The organism is Mesorhizobium sp. LSHC420B00, from assembly GCF_000503055.1.
Classification (GTDB): Bacteria; Pseudomonadota; Alphaproteobacteria; order Rhizobiales; family Rhizobiaceae; genus Mesorhizobium.
This window is the reverse complement of record NZ_AYVY01000013.1, coordinates 155,123-172,381: the sequence shown is the minus strand read 5'-3', so window position 1 is coordinate 172,381 and position 17,259 is coordinate 155,123. Positions and strand designations below refer to the sequence as shown.

The 17,259-nt window shown below is 61.9% G+C and carries 15 protein-coding genes, 2 tRNA genes and 1 pseudogene; 7 read left to right on the top strand and 11 right to left on the bottom strand.

What is annotated here, in order from left to right:
• Positions 1 to 172: 172 nt before the first annotated feature.
• From X760_RS58950 to X760_RS58935, 4 genes are all read right to left on the bottom strand, one after another.
• Entirely contained in the window at positions 173 to 1,564 is a 1,392-nt protein-coding gene (locus X760_RS58950; protein ID WP_023720047.1) for a TolC family outer membrane protein, read from the bottom strand.
• 186 nt (positions 1,565 to 1,750) lie between these two features.
• Positions 1,751 to 2,419: a protein-L-isoaspartate O-methyltransferase gene (locus X760_RS58945; RefSeq protein WP_023720046.1), complete on the bottom strand. Its 669-nt coding sequence runs from the start codon at positions 2,417 to 2,419 to the stop codon at positions 1,751 to 1,753.
• A gap of 89 nt (positions 2,420 to 2,508) precedes the next feature.
• Positions 2,509 to 2,582, bottom strand: a tRNA-Cys gene (locus X760_RS58940).
• 491 nt (positions 2,583 to 3,073) lie between these two features.
• Positions 3,074 to 3,334 carry a hypothetical protein gene (locus X760_RS58935; RefSeq protein WP_023720044.1) on the bottom strand — a complete coding sequence of 87 codons (261 nt, stop codon included), beginning with the start codon at positions 3,332 to 3,334 and terminating at the stop codon, positions 3,074 to 3,076.
• Between the two features lie 220 nt (positions 3,335 to 3,554).
• On the opposite strand from X760_RS58935, the gene X760_RS58930 reads away from it, so the two are divergent.
• A tRNA-Asn gene (locus X760_RS58930) sits at positions 3,555 to 3,629 on the top strand.
• A 334-nt stretch (positions 3,630 to 3,963) separates the two neighbouring features.
• Positions 3,964 to 4,605, top strand: a complete 642-nt coding sequence (locus tag X760_RS58925; protein WP_023720043.1) for a peroxiredoxin-like family protein — start codon at positions 3,964 to 3,966, stop codon at positions 4,603 to 4,605.
• A gap of 1,651 nt (positions 4,606 to 6,256) precedes the next feature.
• Here X760_RS58925 and X760_RS0138315 read toward each other — a convergent pair.
• The 5 genes and pseudogenes from X760_RS0138315 to X760_RS58910 form a co-directional block, all read right to left on the bottom strand.
• A complete protein-coding gene (locus X760_RS0138315) occupies positions 6,257 to 6,547 on the bottom strand; it encodes a DUF982 domain-containing protein (RefSeq protein WP_023720041.1) in 291 nt (96 codons plus the stop codon).
• A 209-nt stretch (positions 6,548 to 6,756) separates the two neighbouring features.
• Positions 6,757 to 7,011, bottom strand: a complete 255-nt coding sequence (locus X760_RS58920) for a DUF982 domain-containing protein (RefSeq protein ID WP_023720040.1) — start codon at positions 7,009 to 7,011, stop codon at positions 6,757 to 6,759.
• 49 nt (positions 7,012 to 7,060) lie between these two features.
• Positions 7,061 to 7,192 (bottom strand): hypothetical protein, encoded by a 132-nt coding sequence (locus tag X760_RS78885; protein ID WP_280940424.1) that lies wholly within the window; start codon positions 7,190 to 7,192, stop codon positions 7,061 to 7,063.
• A gap of 934 nt (positions 7,193 to 8,126) precedes the next feature.
• Positions 8,127 to 8,398: pseudogene (locus X760_RS78015) on the bottom strand (AtaL-like protein); the annotation flags it as partial.
• A 37-nt stretch (positions 8,399 to 8,435) separates the two neighbouring features.
• The gene (locus X760_RS58910; RefSeq protein WP_023720039.1) at positions 8,436 to 9,299 is read right to left on the bottom strand and encodes an NmrA/HSCARG family protein; all 864 of its coding nucleotides are present in this window, start codon (positions 9,297 to 9,299) and stop codon (positions 8,436 to 8,438) included.
• Between the two features lie 103 nt (positions 9,300 to 9,402).
• On the opposite strand from X760_RS58910, the gene X760_RS58905 reads away from it, so the two are divergent.
• The gene (locus X760_RS58905; RefSeq protein ID WP_023720038.1) at positions 9,403 to 10,293 is read left to right on the top strand and encodes a LysR family transcriptional regulator; all 891 of its coding nucleotides are present in this window, start codon (positions 9,403 to 9,405) and stop codon (positions 10,291 to 10,293) included.
• Positions 10,294 to 10,888: 595 nt separating this feature from the next.
• On the opposite strand, the gene X760_RS58900 is transcribed toward X760_RS58905, so the two are convergent.
• Complete coding sequence (locus X760_RS58900; RefSeq protein WP_023720037.1) at positions 10,889 to 11,314, bottom strand: hypothetical protein; 426 nt, start codon at positions 11,312 to 11,314, stop codon at positions 10,889 to 10,891.
• 371 nt (positions 11,315 to 11,685) lie between these two features.
• Between X760_RS58900 and X760_RS58895 the strand changes: the two genes are divergently transcribed.
• The 4 genes from X760_RS58895 to X760_RS58880 all read left to right on the top strand — a co-directional run bounded on the left by X760_RS58895 (position 11,686) and on the right by X760_RS58880 (position 15,916).
• On the top strand, positions 11,686 to 11,940 hold the full coding sequence (locus tag X760_RS58895) for a hypothetical protein (RefSeq protein WP_023720036.1): 255 nt from the start codon (positions 11,686 to 11,688) through the stop codon (positions 11,938 to 11,940).
• Positions 11,941 to 12,225: 285 nt separating this feature from the next.
• On the top strand, positions 12,226 to 12,711 hold the full coding sequence (locus X760_RS58890) for a (2Fe-2S)-binding protein (RefSeq protein WP_031194306.1): 486 nt from the start codon (positions 12,226 to 12,228) through the stop codon (positions 12,709 to 12,711).
• Positions 12,708 to 13,697 (top strand): xanthine dehydrogenase family protein subunit M, encoded by a 990-nt coding sequence (locus X760_RS58885; RefSeq protein ID WP_023720034.1) that lies wholly within the window; start codon positions 12,708 to 12,710, stop codon positions 13,695 to 13,697. Before X760_RS58890 ends, X760_RS58885 begins: the two co-directional genes overlap by 4 nt.
• The gene (locus X760_RS58880) at positions 13,694 to 15,916 is read left to right on the top strand and encodes a xanthine dehydrogenase family protein molybdopterin-binding subunit (RefSeq protein WP_023720033.1); all 2,223 of its coding nucleotides are present in this window, start codon (positions 13,694 to 13,696) and stop codon (positions 15,914 to 15,916) included. The genes X760_RS58885 and X760_RS58880 overlap by 4 nt, the downstream gene beginning before the upstream one ends.
• Before the next feature lie 113 nt (positions 15,917 to 16,029).
• Here X760_RS58880 and X760_RS58875 read toward each other — a convergent pair whose 3' ends face one another.
• Complete coding sequence (locus X760_RS58875) at positions 16,030 to 17,217, bottom strand: amidohydrolase (RefSeq protein ID WP_023720032.1); 1,188 nt, start codon at positions 17,215 to 17,217, stop codon at positions 16,030 to 16,032.
• Between the last annotated feature and the right edge of the window lie 42 nt (positions 17,218 to 17,259).

The window sequence follows — 17,259 nt, the reverse complement described above, 5'->3', positions numbered from 1 at the left end:
GTTCTCAGATTTCCTGTCCGGCAATGCCGGATTCGAATCATGGCGACAGCGTAACCGACGGAACGCCCTGCGAGAATCCCCAATCTGGCGACATCTTGGATTTCAACAGATTAGGGTCGGGAGTGGAAGCCCGCGCGTCGTTCGAGCGCGGGCTGAAAACACGGCCTGGCGATCAGCGGCCGTCCGGCGTGCGCAGGCCGATCCACTTGTCTTTGACGGCGTTGTAATGCTCTTCCGGCCTGTACTTCGTCACATTGAGCGCAAGGCGGTCTGCCGACAAATGGCCAACCGCAGAGAGGATGGCATAGCTTGCCACCACCACGTCGCGTTCGGCACTGGCAAGATTGATCTTGGCAGTGATGACGGTCGCCTGCGCATTGAGAACGTCGAGCGTGGTACGCTGGCCGACATTGCGCTCCTCGATGACGCCGTTCAAGGCAAGCTGCGCGGCGGCGACCACCTGCCGGTTGGCCGTGACGCTTTGCTGCGCGGCGGTATATTGCGTCCATGCCGATGTCACGGCCTGGCGCACCTGGTCGCGACTCACGTCGACTTCGATCCGCGCCTGGCTGAGCGATTCCTTGTTCTGGCGCACGGTCGCCGAGGTCCGTCCGCCGGAATAGATCGGCACGGTCAGTGTCGCGCCGATGTTCGCCGACGTCCTTGTACCATCCTGCGATGCCCCAAGGACGCCCGGAACCGTGTTGCGATAGTCGCCGGAAACGCCGGCGCTAGCCGAAAGCTGCGGCAGCAGCGCGCCTTCGGCCGATTTAACCGAAAACGCCGCCGCGTCGACCAGATGCTCGGTGGCGAGGATGGCCGGATGTTCGGCCGATGCGATCGCAATCGCTGCATCGAGACTCGACGGCAACAGCTTTGACAGCGGCGAAGCCGGCCTGAGCCTGCCCGGCTCGTCGCCGACGATCTGGCGATAGGTCGCAGCACTTGCCAGCGCTGTCGCGCGGGCGGCGCTCAACTGCGCCACCGCGGAGGCGCGCGAAGCATCGGCTTGCGCGACGTCGGTGCGCGTGCCTTCGCCGACCTCGAAGCGCGAACGCGCCGCACGCGCCTGCTCGGTCAGGAATTGCAGATTCTGTTCGGTCAGCACCGCGATCTGGCGGTCGCGGATGACGTCCATATAGGCACTTGCCGCGTTGAACAGGGTGTTTTCTTCGGTGTTGCGCAGGCTCTCGACCGAGGCGCTGACCCGCGCTTCAGCGGCCGCGACATTGTTCCTGGTCTGAAAGCCGTCGAACAGGGTTTGATTGATCTGGACGCCAAAGTTGCCGGTAGTTATGCGTGCGGTTCGACTGGTACCATTGACGTGGGTGCTGGTGTAGTCGATGTCCGCGGAACCGGTGATGGTCGGGCGCCAGCCGGACTTGGCGATTGCAACGCCCTCGTCGGTGACGCGGACGCCGGCGCGTGTCGAATTGAGCGAGGAATTGTTTTGGTAGGCCTTTGAAAGGGCCCCGATGATCGTTTCGGCCGAGGCGACCATTGGAGAAAGCGCGGTCGCCGAAACGAGGACAGCGGTAAAAAGCAACTTGCGTACAGACGGCACGTTATATTCCCTCATTCGTTTTGCACGGGAACTGCGCCACGCTGGCTTCTCCTCTGATCAGCCGGCGCCGCGTTTTTTATCGTTCCCCCGCTGAAAGCCCCCAAGAAACACCCGGTTATGCAGATCAGCAACGATTGTTCAAACGCAAGCGATCATGACAACGCCTTCGCTGCAAGGCAAAATCACTCAGAATTCGAAGGCGGGAATGCGTTCAAATCCAGGTAGTGGCTTAATTGCCGCATTAAATGCGCGTCTTCCCGTTACAACCCCTCCAGTCTTAAAAAAAAGCCGGGCTACGCCCGAATTGCCCTGCCCCTCCACGGCGACGAGTCGGCCGCCTTCGGCAAGCTGGTCGAACAGCGCCGCCGGCACCTCCCCGACGCTGCCGCCGAACAGGATCACGTCGTAAGGCGCCTTGGCAGCATGGCCTTGCGGCAGCGGCCCCTGGACCACCGTGACATTGCCGCAACCCAGCGCGGCAAGCGTCGAAGTGGCGGTTTCGGCCAGCGCCGGATCGCTTTCCAGCGCAACCACGGACCTTGCCAGCCGCGACAGGATCGCCGCCGCATAGCCAGTGCCGCAGCCGACATCGAGTGCCGAAGCGCTTGGGCCGATATCGGCCAGTTGCATCAGCTTGGCCAATGGCGACGGTTCCATCAGATAGCGCGGGCCGTCGGCCGTATCGGCAATACGGATGTCCTCATCGATATAGGCGAGATCGCGCTGGCCGGCGCCGACAAAGGCCTCGCGCGGCACGACAAGCATCGCCTCGAGCAACGGCGCGCTGGTCACGTCGGTGGTGCGGATCTGGCCGTCGACCATCTTCACCCGGCGTTCGGCAAAATCAGCGCTCATGTTCCAACCATCCGCTTGCCGCGCGAAGGCCGCGGCTGTTTCGACCGGAACTGAAGCCCCCTGGCGCTGACGCGCGGGGGCTCGGGCATTGGAGGCCTCGCCCGGAATCGAACCGGGGTGCAAGGATTTGCAGTCCTCTGCGTAACCACTCCGCCACGAGGCCTCATCGCTCCCGGCGTTCCACCCGGCTCCAATAGGTTGCGGCGAAAATGCCGTCAAGCGGCCACCATGCATTCCCAACGGTTCTTCCGACATCGAGGCGCTGCTTATCAACGCAATACCATACTAGCAACAACATATTAGCTTATCGTTAAGCACGATTCTCGGCGAGAGGAACCCGATACCGGCGGCCACGTTGGGCAGATAGGAGGGTCCGCCATGCGTCGAGCAGCTACGGAAGATGGCACTCCGCGCGGATTGTCGCAGTCTGCAGAGCTTGTGCGCTATGCCATCGACCGCCTCAGCATAGAAGGCGCAAACAGCCTGCCGCCGCGCGACCCTGCGCGGCTCGCATCGGCTACCGCCGTCCTCAAGGAGCTTTGCGAACGCCTGGAAAGCTGCTTCGACCAACCTCGGTAATGCAGAAGCTAATGCATAGGCGGAGCACGCCGTCCTCCGGCATTTTCCGGCTAGCGGCCCGTCAGCAGGGCAATCTCAGTCCGGCCGCCGCCACCGCTCCCACCAGACGACGAAACGGCGCCGGTGACGGCGCACCAATGCGAATTCGTAGGAGAGCACCAGCAATCCGATCGGCACCATCCAGAACCCAAGGATCGGCAGGAAGCCGAGAATGCCGCCGATGATCAGCACGACGCCGATCGCAATCCTGAGGCCGCGCGAGCGCGGCATGGTGAACTGGCGGCCGAAGACCGAGATTTTCCGGGCCGGTGGCTGTTCGTCGCTCATTGCCGTCATGTGAAATGTCGATCCGTTTGCATCAGTAGCACCATCAGCCGGAGAAAGCCGCAACGGCCTTTTCCGTTCCCCGACAGGCGAGAGACAGCTCATATGAGGGCGCTCGCCGGCCATTGCCAGAAAGCCCTGCGCCAAAAAGCACCGAAAAAATGCGAAATGCTTCTTTGCAAAGCCGAAACGGGTTTGCTATAGGCTGCCCCACTCACATGAGAGCCTCTGTTCCCCGGTAGCTCAGTGGTAGAGCAACCGGCTGTTAACCGGTTGGTCGCTGGTTCGAATCCGGCCCGGGGAGCCATCGCCTTTTCTACGCCAAGTCGCGATTTTGCACGCCGGCGTGCGATTTTTCCCTACGCTTCGATCTCGTGTCAGAGCATCGAGGACAGATGAAATCAAGCGCAGAATAGCGGCCTGGCCCGCCCCCGCCTATTCTTCGCAAGCCGATCGCAGGACTGGCGACGCAGATGCTTTTTCGTGTTATGATGGGCTTGCAACGCGCGTAATCTCGACCTCGGCAATATGGCAGAGGTCGAAAGCTATTGCCTTGGCACAGGAAGCTTTCGCCCCCAGCACTTGATCGCCTCCGCTGGGTGTGCTGCTTTCCCTGACTGATCGCGGCGAGGAGGTTGTCCATGTCTACGAGTAGTGTTGACCGCCCGCTGCAGCCGGGCGACAGCGCACCGAATGTTGTGCTCAATGCGATCTCACGCGAAGGCAAGATCGCGCTCGATGATTTTCGAGGCCGTAGCCCGTTGTTGATCGGTTTGTTCCGAGGCCTGCACTGTCCGTTCTGCCGGCGCCATGTCGCGGCGATGGCGCAACTTAAGCCGGCCCTGCGGGAGAAAGGCGTCGAATGCCTGGCTGTGGTCAATACGCCGGTCGAGCGGGCGCGGCTCTATTTCCGTTACCACCCGGCACCCGATCTTCTCGCCGCATCCGACCCGGAGCGAGCCTCGCACCGTGCTTTCGGCTTGCGCGAGGTCGGGATGGACACGGTCATGGCGATACCGTTCCATCTTCCGGGCGAGTTGCCCGAGCCTATGGACGTCATGGCAATGAATGAATTTCTTAACAAGAAGGAAGGTTATGAGATTACGGAAGTCGATCAGCAGGCGATGGCTTCCAGCCAGGCGCAGCTTGTCGGTCAGTTCCTAATCGACCGGGCGGGCATCGTACGCTGGAACTTCACTGAAGTTCTGGAGGATGGCCTCAACACCTTCAGAGCGCCGAATCCCGAGGAATTGATGTCGGCAGCTTCCCAAGTTGCACATTAACAGGCTGCGGAAATGGGCTGCTAAAAACTCGCTCGACGGCCACCGTCCTGTGGTGATTCTTTGGATTTAACAATCGTCGAAATGCTCAGCGCCGGAGGCTAAGGTCTGCCCGTGGGCTTCGTAGCGATTTTTCGATTCAACGGTCTGCGGACCGCCCCGACGCTAGAGTGAGCAAGCCGCATAGGCGGGGCAACGTCCGCTCCTTGCCGCAATCACGTTGTTCCGACAGGCGCGCATAAGGTAATTATGCCGCCTCCCCGTCTGCTGCTCACTAGACTCCATAGCGAACCTTGATTAGCGGCCCCTCCCTCGCACATCCGGGTTAGATAACAGGGGGAACGCCGATGTCTGTGAGATCGTGTGTGCGCACAACGCCCTCCTTCGCGAGTGCGACTGCCCGTTGCCTCAAAGATGGTTTTGGCCCACCGGTTGATCGGAGGCGCTCGGCGCGCTCCCGGTCACGCTCGCGAGTCTTGATGGCGGGCTGCGGCGCAGTTTTGAGAGGAATCGGCAGCTCATAGTTCGCGGTTTCGTCCGGCCCGGGGAGCCAGTATTTTCAAGGCTCCGGCGTTTTCATTGTTTTGGCTGACACCACGGTTTTGACAACGCCAAGACCATGGTCACTGCGTCTGGGATTCCCTATCGTGGAAGAATGTGATTGCTGAGCGACGATTCCGCTCGCCACTCCACGAACTGTGTCAGTCGTCACCACTGCTGAGGGCCGGCTATGTAATGGGTAAGCGCCGCCGACTGCATTCCCTTCCCTCCTCGTTGACGAAAAGTGTTCGTTCGAATGATGCTTTTCCGTTGCCCTAAGCGCAAGGTTTTGACCAGCCAGCACAGGGCCTCCTCTTAAGCTCGCTGGTCGTCAAGGCCCAGCGGCCTCTAGCTGCCGTCCCCCCCGCAACCAAGCCGCTGGGCCGCCTCGCCAACGGCGAAGCTTGCAGGCCGATGTATATTAGCAACATCTTGACTAGGCGCCGTCCGCTCCAGACTCAAGCGTCTGGCGCGGGGCACTGGTTGCGATCACGGCCACGATACGTAGGCGGGTCACTGAGGACCGGGCAAGCGTCTCGATTCCGAGCTACGGCTTCCCGCATTCCATCGTGGACAGCACGTCCAAGATCAAGAGAGGTCAGCAGATCGAGCTTGCCAGCGAGATCACACGCATAGAGGAGGAAGGCGGCACTCACAATCGACATGGGACCGCTGTCAAGCCTGACGCCGAGGGGTATTAACCGACGTTCCTTTTAAATTTGAAATGCCTTACCCGAGGCCCGCCCTGGAACGGTAGGTCAGGGCGCTGATCTTCCTCGTCCGGCTCAGCCTGCATCGCGGGCCTTCATGAAAAGCTCCAGCAAGTCGGCGCCAATGCCGAGGGTTGCCATGAGGCTGAACTTAGAGCGGCTAGGGAGTTTCGTCGTCTCTGGCCTTACCAATCGCCTCAAGTAATGAAGCTAGGGTTGGGGTCAGCTCTGTTTCGACTGGCCCAAACAGCTTGTGTACATGACGACGATTGTCTTCGGTTCCGATCAACTCCCGAACGGCGTCTGCAAGGGACTTATGCCCAGCTTTGTCGCGCTTTGTCATGTCGACCGAGCTTCCCCGCCTGTCGCGCAACTCGGAGATCAGGGAATGGTTGCATTAGGGATCAGGAATGTTTGGGTACTGGGCTCGGGTAACTGGCACATTCGGCCCTAATCAGACGAGCGCAGCACCCCTCCTCCTCGGCAGCAGCCAAGAATGCCTTTCGTGCCTCCTCAGGTTCCATCTCGTCGGAAATGCAGGCGATGCAGACGCGCACCGCTTGGTTCCATTTGGGGCCACGCTTGGTCCACTTCATCAGCTCCTGTCCGGCTGCCTCGACGTTGTTCACGTTCCGGGTCATACCGGCACGGTCAGTCGTCACAGGAACCGGAGGGGAGAACCAATGGGTTGCCATAAGGGGAACTTAGAGCGGCACAAGCCTGCCGACCAACCCAGGTTGTAGGGAACGATGTAGGCCCTCGCGGGGTTAGAACTTGCAGCGGTCGAGTCTTCGTGGATGCAGCCGCTGAGGGGGGTCCGTCGCCTGTCCCTCACCGGCGGCGGGCTCCTTTCTGGAAGGCGGTGTTGGTCAGAGACACATAGAACCTTATACCGCAAAACAATTTAGCTATTTGTCGTTGGGGGAATTAACGTCCCCTCCTCCATCGCGGCAGCCAGGAATGCTTTGCGGGCCTCCTCGGGTTCCATCTCGTCGAATATCACGGCCATGCAAACGCGCACCGCGAGGTCCCAGCAAGGGCCACGCTTGGTCCACTTCATCAGCTCCTCGCCGGCTGTCTCGGCGTTGTTGACGTTGCGAATGATCCCGGTACGCTGTGTCTTGACGGGGACCGGAGGGTTGAACCAGTGGGGGGCCATACGTCACTCTTTGTCGGCCCTATCAAGTTCCTCCAGCAAATACCTTTGCTCAGCCGGCAGTTCCCCTTTCTACAGGCAGATTTAGCAGGTTGCGAAGGTAATTGCGGATTACCTCTGAAGTGATCCACCGCCGCACAACTTCGGCAATAACCTTCTGTTTGGCTTTATCGATTTCAGCCATGTTCGGGCCTGCATGCTTAAAAGGACCGAACTGCACCGCGAGCGGATTTGTTCCTGCTAATTACGAAGATCAAGCAGGACGGCGCGCCCCCTCTCGCGGGGCCACAATGAGCAAAATTCCTGGAATGCTGGGGGGGAACGTTAGGCGGATTAGTGAGGCGCGTGGCTGAGAGCTACTCCCGGCCGTCGAAACACACGAACAGGCCAGTGGCGGAAGCTACCTCAAGGATAGCCTCAGTTAGCTCTTCGTCAGATGCCCGCAGATTAGGCGCAGTCACGCGGACTCGTTCTATTGCAGCCTTGATCGAGACAATGTCTCCGCGAGCCGCCCCGTTCAGGAGTGCAGCAATAGCCTGATGTAGAATTGGACTGACACTTTGAACGACACTCATCCGACCATCCCCGAGGGGCACGCCGAAGAGACGACAGTACTCTCTCCCTGACCGACATCAACAGGATGTAAGAACCGTACAATGCTCGGGCCGTAACCGTCAGGAATGTTTGGTAGAAATTTCTGAGCGGGGGATCGGATAACCCGCTCGCGCGAAGACCCCCATGCCCCCTTCCGCAGCGTCGACCTTCCGTTCCCGCAACGAACACCCTACTTTCGACTTTGGCGGGATGGACCAGGCCCATGCGAGGCTCGTCGCTACTCGGCTCGCCGTCAGACCAAACAGTGCCCCTCCATTCAATCTTGCGGTTCTTGTCAAGCACAACGAACGTTGACGTTAGACAATGCTTCGGCCACCACCTTGTCAGGCACAACGCTTGAACTGGACAAAGCCGTGAAGCAGTACGTCATCTACACCCGCGTTTTGACGGACTGGCTTTGCGTTTCGTCCGTGCTTATAAAGCAGCTCGCTCACCAGCTGGTTGCAATTGCCGTTGGCGCAACTGATGTGAATGACCCGACCACTAGCTATGAAGGCGATTTCCGCGCCTTCGCGCGGACCGGTCGCCTGGAAGAAGGTGACCTTGCTTCCTGCTCAAGCGTCACGATCTCGCGCAGATCAGTACCGGCGATCATAGCTTCGCGCACGAAGTGGGTCGCGCTCTCCTCCACGACGTCGCAACGGGTGCAGAGGCCTGCGGGCAGGAACAGGCGGGCGTCGCGCGCCTTGAGTTCCAGGCCCTGCCATATCTGCGCACGGGTCAGCCTGGTCTCGCCTCCGGGATTCACCGGAACGGTAGCGGTCGAGTAAATCATGATGTGTCTCCCCGACAAAGGTCATCGGTAATGGGGCTCAGCCGGCAATTGCGGCCGCATAGTCGCGATAGGAGCGCAACGGCCGGCCCAGCAGCGCGGTCAGCCGATCGACATCGCCGGCATCGGGGACCATGCCGTCCGTGAGGAAGCGCTCCGCCATCAGGCGCATGTCGAGGGCCATCCAGCTCGGCATGAACTGCCGCAGGTTCTGCTCGAACCCGGCGGTGTCGTCGCCCGGATACGTGATCTGGCGTCCGAGGACGTCCGTCCAGATGGCCGCGACATCCGCGCCGGTCAGCGTGTCGGGGCCGACCAGGTTGATGCGGTCGAACGGGAGCGGCGCGGCGGCCTGCTCGCGGCGGATGAGTTCGATCGCGGCGATCTCGCCGATGTCCCGCGCGTCGATCATGGCGACGCCCTTGGCTCCTATCGGCATAGGATAGATGCCGTAGCCGGTCACCACGTCCTTGATTGTGATGTCGTTGTTCATGAAGTAGGCGGGCCGCAGGATGGTGGCGTTGAGCCCCATCTGCTCGATCATCCGCTCGACGCCGAACTTGCCCGCAAAATGCGGCACGTTGACGTAGAGGTCGCTGTGGATCACCGACAGGTAGACGATCCGCTCGATGCCGGCCTCGCGGGCAAGGGCCAGCGCTACCAGCGCCTGGGTGTATTCGTCGGCCACCACCGCGTTCAGCAGGAAAAGGGTGGAGACGCCGGAGAAGGCCTTGCGTAGGGAATCGACATCGAGCAGGTCGCCCTGCACGACATCTACGCCAGCGGCGAAATTGGCCTTGGAGGGATCGCGAACCAAAGCGCGCACATGGGCGCCACGCTTCACGAGCTGTTCGACTACGTTGCGGCCGACATTGCCGGTCGCGCCGGTAACGAGAATGGTCATGGGGTTACTCCTGAGTTGAGCCGGATGGCTGCTCAGAAATTAGTGATCCACATTTGTGTCGGTAGGCGTTATATTTGGACACGCCGTCTCATTGGTGGAACATATGGATCTACTTGCCCTTGCCGATTTCAATCTGGTCGCCCGCCACGGGGGCTTCGGTAAGGCCGCCCGCGCTGCCGGGCGCCCGAAGGCAACCTTGTCCCGACGCGTGGCGGAGCTGGAGGCCAGTCTGGATCTACGGCTGTTCGAGCGTGGCGCCCGCGCGTTGAAGCTGACGGAAGAAGGACGTGCGCTTTTCGAGCGCACGGGCCGGTTGCTTTCCGAGCTCGAAGAGACAGCGGCCGCGATCGCCTCAGGCGGCGAAAGGCCGCGAGGCAGGTTGCGGATCAGCGCCCCAGTGCTGTTCTCACAGACCGCGATGGGGAAGATCGCTGCCGGCTTCGCCCTGAAATACCCGGAGGTAAGGCTCGAGGTCACGACCGAAGACCGCGCCGTCGACATGATCGAAGAGGGATTTGACCTGGTGATCCGGGTCAATCCGGATCCGGATGAGAGCCTCGTTGGGCGAGCCTTTCTGCGTGATCGACTGGTGGTCGTGGCAAGTCCTCACCTCGCCCGGCCGGCGGACGGTCTGGCGACCCCGGCCGTCATGCGTTCGACAGCCGATCGAGGGGCTTGGGACGTGAAGACGCCCACTGGCCGGTCAACAATCGCGATCGAGCCGGTCCTTGCGCTGTCGTCACTCATCATGGTCCGGGATGCGGTACGAGCGGGCGTCGGCGCGGCGCGCCTACCTGTGTCGCTGGTGAGCCATGATCTGGCGGACGGAACACTGGTACATTGGGGGGATCTCGATCGACCCGACATCGCCCTGTGGACGCTCTATCCCTCTCGGCGGCTGCTGAGCGCCCGCGTCTCCGCATTCCTCGACCATCTGAAACAGGCCTTTCCCATGGGGACGCCTGACGAGCTGGCCGCCTATATCGGCAAATGACGCGCAGGGAGCTGGTTAACCCAGCTGAGGCCTTATGCGAGGCACAAGGAAAGCAGTTGCCGTGCTTTCTAGGTGGGTGCGTTATCCGAAATATCTTCCGCGAACGCGACATTTTTTAACGGCAACCGGCTCCGCGAACTGTGCCATCGTCACCACTGCTGACGGCCGGCTATGTGTAGGTATTGAGAGCGCCACCGACCGCATTCCCTTCCCTCCTCGTGGACGAAAAGTGTTCGTTCGAATGATGCTTGCGATATTGATAAGGTCAGGCTGGTCGAGAAGTACAGGCCGCCGAAGCGCAAGAAGCCGCTGCGTTGACATGCTGAATTAGCGGACAACAAACAGGTGAATTCAGAGATTCCCGGTGTTGATCTAGACTCCAGGAATGGAAAAGACGTTTGACGATCTTGCCAGCGCGATAAGGCCCCCGCGCAGACGTTTGGGGAGCCATCCGCGTCTTGGCCATCGATCTGGCCGGGAAGCTTCTAATGGGGCCTGCCATCGGCGTTGGCACTGGAATGGCGCTGGCCGGTTAGATCGCTAACCGCAAGATTCCACCCGGGCGCGGATTGCGCCCACGATCGCCAACTTGGCTTTATTCAGCCTTGAGGTTAATCACCCGCATCACGGCGACCACTGTCCCGTTGTTCGTAGCAGCCTCCTTCGTGCTACCCTTGCCGCAGCTCCATACATCGCCTTCCTTGGCTGTGAACTGCATATCCCCGGCCGTGACCTGCAGCTCGCCTTCAGTGACCGTGCAGACCATGTCGTCGGCCATGACATCCCCCAGCGGGCTAGATCCCTTTGGCTGATACACGACGTCTTCCATCGCGATTTTCTTGTACCCCTTGATATGGGAGTCTCGTGTTCCCAGTTCGACGAGCCGAACGCCGGGAAAAATCTCTTTGCCATCAGTCGGACCGTAGGTCTTGGCCGCTGCCGGAGTCGGCAATGCAACCAATAGCGGGGTCGACAACGAGGTGGCACCAAGGGCGAGAGCATTACGTCGATTCATCTTCATAACATTATCCTCCCTGAGTTAGTCCGCCCACAACTGGTCGAACCGGATATTTTACGCGCCCGTGCAGCCAAATAGTCAAAACACAATTGAGCAGGCCCATGCTCCGCCCAGGAAGCTGGTTAACCCAGCTGAGGCCCGCAGCGGGCCAATGTATCGAAAGCGCACTGTCACCGTAATTCTGCGTTCGAAGGGAAACCATCGCTCGATTTCACTCAAATGAAGGAAGACGCTTTACCTGAAAGAGGCTGATAACGCGCCAGAGCCAATCGGCTCGGTGATAATGCGCTTCGGCCAAGATGCCGACCTGAGCTTCGGCCCCAGCGTCGGTAGATCGACCGCGGCTTAGGCCGGCGCTTGGGGGAGGAAATTCGATGAGATTGGCCATCGTGTGCGCGGCAATTGTGATTGCCGGATCCACCGCCGCCGTTGCGCACGAGAAAAAGGTGGTAGCCAGAAAAGGGACAACGCAACTCTGTGCCGATTTGTCAGGCACGATCAAGAAAAAGAAGAAGACAGAGGTGGATTACCGTTCAACCGGAACTGTCTCCGGCGCAATCCCCAAAGACAAGTTTGAGCCGCGCCTAGGCTACGAAACGGTTAACCCTGGCATCATATCAATCTTTTAGCTCGTTGATTGCGTGTTTCGCTAACTTGAATGCAGCACAGGTGGCCAGCAGGATACACAGGCGGCCACGAAGGCGAGCGCCGGTATTGAACTACGGTGACGGTGCACTTTTTGCGGCGTGGCATTCTCAGCCCATCCCGTGCGGGTTCCCAAACGTTTTTCGCCTTCCGTGACCGGCAGTGCCTTTCCCCCGAAATCGACCGCCCTATTTCGCCTCGACAGGTGGGCGGCTGATTGCTGGACGAGTCCCTGCGACTAGGACGGCATGTGCTTCGAGGTACCCCCAATGGACTTCCACGATCGGCACCTACTGCGGTTGCGGGTGAACGGCGAGGACCACAGCCTTTCCGATCTCGATCCCCGCGTCACGCTGCTCGACCTGTTGCGCGAGCGGCTTCATCTGACCGGAACGAAAAAGGGATGCAATTTCGGCGAGTGCGGCGCCTGCACCGTGCATCTCGACGGACGGCGTGTGAATGCCTGCATGATACTGGCCGTGTCCGCCGAGGGACGCGAGGTCACGACGATCGAGGGCCTGGCGGACGGCGATGCGCTTCATCCCGTGCAGCAGGCGTTCATCGATCATGATGGTTTCCAGTGCGGATTCTGCACGCCCGGGCAGGTGATGTCGGCGGCGGCGCTGATCGAGGAGGGACATACCGGCTCCGACGCCGAGATCCGCGAATGGATGAGCGGCAATCTGTGCCGCTGCTCGGCCTATCCGCAAATCGTCGAGGCGGTGCGCGCAGCGGCTGGGAGGGCGAGCCAATGACCCCATTCGTCTATGCGCGCGCCGATAGCCTGGGCGAAACGATCGCGGCCGGAGCGGCGCCGGACAGCGCTTTTCTCGCCGGCGGCACCGAATTGCTCAACTGGCTGCGCCTTGGCATTGCCGGGCCGGCGCGGATCATCGATATCTCCCGCCTCGACGGGCTGGATCAGATCGAGGCACTGCCCGGCGGCGGCTTGAGGATCGGCGCGCTGACGCATCTCAACGACGTCGCGCAGCACGAGTTGGTCATGCGCGACTATCCGGTGTTGAGCCAGGCGATCCTCAACGCGGCGTCGCCGCAACTGAGAAACCTCGCAACGATAGGCGGCAATCTGCTGCAGAAGACGCGCTGTGCCTATTTCCGTGCCGAAGAGCAGTTGCCGTGCAACAAACGTCGGCTCGGCTCCGGTTGCTCGGCATTGCATGGCATCAACGACAATCACGCGATATTCGGCTGGACCGAGGATTGCATCGCCACCCAGCCATCCGACCCGGCGGTGGCACTGGCAGCACTTGATGCAGTCATCGTCACCGCGCACCGCAGCGGCGGCAGGCGCATTCCGGCAGCCGAATTCCACCTGCTTCCCGACACGCGGCCCGAGGCAGACAATGTGTTGCAGCAAGGCGAACTGATCACGGCAATCGAGCTGCCGGCACCGGCGCCGCGATCGGCTTACCTCAAGGTGCGCGAGCGCGAATCCTACGAATATGCCATCGTCTCCGCCGCCGCGGTGCTGGAGATGGACGGCCGGACCATTCGTCGGGCTGGCCTGGCGCTGGGGTCCGTCGCGCTGCGGCCGTGGCGGCTGAGCGCCGCCGAGGAGCGGCTCGCCGGTGCCGATGTCGGCGATCGCGAGGCGTTGAGCACCGCTATCGAGCAATCCTTCGCCGAAGCGCGTCCCTTGTTGCAGAACGCCTACAAGATCGAACTGGCCAAGACCGCCGCTTTGCGGGCGATCGAAAGAGCAGCGAGGATGCCGTCATGATGATCACCCAGCCTGTTGCCCGCCCTGACGGCGGCGTCAAGGTTACCGGCCGCGCCCGCTATGCGGCCGACTACTTTGCCCCCGACCTGCTCTATGCAGTGCTGGTGACCGCGCCCGCTCCCGCCGGCCGCGTGACGTCGATCATGGTCGACGACGCGCTCGCCGAGGAAGGCGTCGTGCGCGTGCTCACGCATGAGGACATGCCCAAATTCGGCCGGTTCGCATCGCCAAGGGCCGAGCCGGATACGCAGACGCAGCACGCCGAAGGTCCGCCGGCGGCGCAGAGCTTCATGCCCATGCAGAACGACGAGATACGTCACGAGGGCCAGCCGCTTGCAATTGTGCTGGGCGAGACACTGGAGGCGGCGGAAGCCGGCGCCCGCCGCGTCTCGTTGCGCTACGAGTTCGCCGAGCCGGAATTGCCGGCACCACCCGAATGGACCGCAATCGACAAGGCTGCGGTCGTGCCGAGGGAGAGCGGCTTTCTGTTCCTGGAGCCGACGTTTACGAAGGGCGAGGTCGACCGCGGGCTTAGCAACGCAGCCGCCATGGTCGAAGCCGTCTACCTGCAGCCGTCGCGCCATCACAACGCCATGGAGCCCTCGGCGACGCTCGCCGAGTGGAACGACGGAGAGCTGACGCTGCACGACGCCACGCAGCACGTCTACGGTGTCCGCCAGGTGGTTGCGGCCCGCATGAATGTCCCGGCCGAGAAGGTCCGCGTGATTTCCCGCCATACCGGCGGCGGCTTCGGCGGCAAGGGCTGGATCTGGCCGCATCAGGTGCTGGCCGCCGCCGCGGCGCGCATCATGCAGCGCCCGGTCAGGCTGGCGCTCAGCCGCGCCAATGCCTATTCCTGTCTCGGCTATCAGCCGCGCATGGCACAGAAGATCGTGCTGGCGGCGGACAAGTCGGGCAAGCTGACCGCCGTGCAACAGGACGTGGTCAACCTGACCACCGTCACCGACGATTTCGTCGAGTTCGCCACCGAAGCCTCGAAGGGTCTCTACGCCACGCCGGCCATGCGTCTCAGCCAGCGCGTCGAGCGCGCGAACGTCGCCATGCCGACGGCGCTGCGCGCGCCGGTCGAGGGTCCCGGCACCTGGGCCCTCGAAAGCGCGATGGACGAGCTCGCCCACCGCCTCGGCATCGATCCGCTCGACCTGCGTCTGATCAACCATGCGGACACGGATCCGGCCACCGGCCAGCCCTGGTCGTCGAAGAAGCTGCGCGAGGCCTATGAGGAAGGCGCCCGCCTGTTCGGCTGGCGCGAGCGCCCGCGCAAGCCGCAACGCGATGGCGATTGGCTGATCGGCTACGGCATGGCGACCTGTAGCATGGGCTGTTTCCGCCACCCGACGCCTGCAGCCGAGGTCAGGTTGCACAGGGACAGCACGGTGCTCATCCGCACCGGCACCCAGGATATAGGGACCGGAACACTCACCATCTTTCCGCAGATCGCAGCCGATGTCCTGGGCCTGCCGATGGAGAGGATCGAGTTGGAAATGGGCGATACACAGCTGCCGGAGGCGGGTCCGACCTATGGCTCATCGTCGACCATGGGGGTGGGCGCGGCGGTGCTTGCAGCCGCCGAAGATGCACGTTCGCAGTTTGCCCGTCTTGCCAATCTGCCGCCCGACGAGGTCGAGATGCAAGACGGCCATATTCGCCGCAAAGGCGCTGCCGGCGGTCAGACGATCGCCGACGTGATGAGTCATACCGACATCGGCGAGATCATCGGCTCCGGCTCGTTCGATCCGGCGCAGCATGGCAAAGGCCTCGCCATGCGCACTTTCGGCGCGATTTTCATGGAGGTCGGCGTCGATCCGGGGCTCGGCCTGCTCAGGCTTCGTCGCGCCGTCGGCAGCTACAGCGCCGGCCGCATCGTCAATCCCCGCACCGCACGCAGCCAGATGACGGGCGGCATCATCTGGGGCTGGGGCATGGCGGCGATGGAGCAGAGCAGGCACGAACCGGTGCTCGGGCGGTTCCTGTCGAAGAACCTTTCAGGGGTTGCCATTCCGGTCAACGCCGACATTCCCGGCGACATCATTATCCACTTCGTCGACGAGGTGGACGAGCATGCCAGCCCGATTGGCGGCAAGGGCATCGGCGAGCTCGGCGCCACCGGCGTTGCCGCAGCGGTTGCCAATGCCGTCTTCGACGCTACAGGCAAGCGGATCCGGGAGCTGCCGATCACGCCGGAAAAACTGCTGTAGAAGGACTAGGCCCGCTATTGCCCTGCGATAGCGGGTCTCTGACGTAGTCGATTATCTCCTCTGCAAAGCTTGCCGAGACTTGGGAAATACCTGCGGCCCCCAGACCGACGTCTTCATTTCAGCTCAGATACTTTGCCGGCAAGCGTCTGCTCGACGAGGTTGACGTAGTAGCGCATCACCGTCGGCACGATCTCGTCGTTGAAGACGTAGCGGTCGCCGTGCAGGCCTTCGCCCGGGCCGACCTCGCCGGCACCGATCCACGCATAGCAGCCGCTCGCCTCACGGATCATGAAAGCGAAATCCTCGCAGCCGAGACTGGGACTGAACTCGGTCATGACATTCTCCCGGCCGACGACGGATGCCGCCGCCTCGACGGCGCGGGCCGTCGCGTCCGCGGTGTTGATCAGTGGCGGATAGCCCTTCCGGTAGTCGAACCTTGCCTTGAGCGAATGCGCGGCGGCGATGCCTTGTGCGATCTCGCCAATCAGCGTCTCGCAGTGGTTGGAAAGGCCGGGCTCGAAGAAGCGGCAGGTGCCTTGCAGCCAGACCTTGCCCGGCACGATGTTGCCGACATTGCCGCCATGGATCTGCGTGATGCTGACGACAAGCGCGCTCTGCGGGTCGACCGTGCGGCTGACGATGCGCTGGACGGCTTGCACGAAGGCGCCCGCTGCCAGGATCGGGTCATCGCCGAGCTGCGGCATCGCGGCATGCGCGCCAAGACCCTCGAAAGTCAGCTCGAAATTGTCGACGGCCGCCATCTGCGCACCAGCACGGGCCGCGATCGTCCCCAGCCTGACGCCCGGCCAGTTGTGGACCGCATAGACCGCCTCGACCGGAAAGCGCCTGAACAGGCCGTCCTCGATCATGCGCATGCTGCCGCCTTCGTTTTCCTCGGCCGGCTGGAAGATGAAAGTGACGGTGCCGTCGAAGGTGCGCGACTCGCTGAGCAATTTGGCAGCGCCGAGCAGCATGGCGGTGTGGCCGTCATGGCCGCAGGCATGCATCACGCCCTCTCTCCTCGAAGCATAGAGCAAGCCGGTTTTCTCCAGCACCGGAAGCGCGTCGAGCTCGGCGCGAAGGCCGATGGCGCGTGTGCCGCCACCGCTGCGCAGGACACCGACGACCCCGGTGCCGCCGATCCCTTCATGCACCTCGTCGAGGCCGAAGGAGCGCAGTTTCTCTGCAACGAAACGCGCCGTTTCGTATTCATTGAATCCGAGCTCCGGATTGGCATGGATATGGTGCCGCCAGCCTATGACCTCTGGTGTCAGCGCGGCGATGGGGTCATTATGCAACATGATACCTCCTCTCACACCGGCAATGGGCGGCGTGGCTTGATC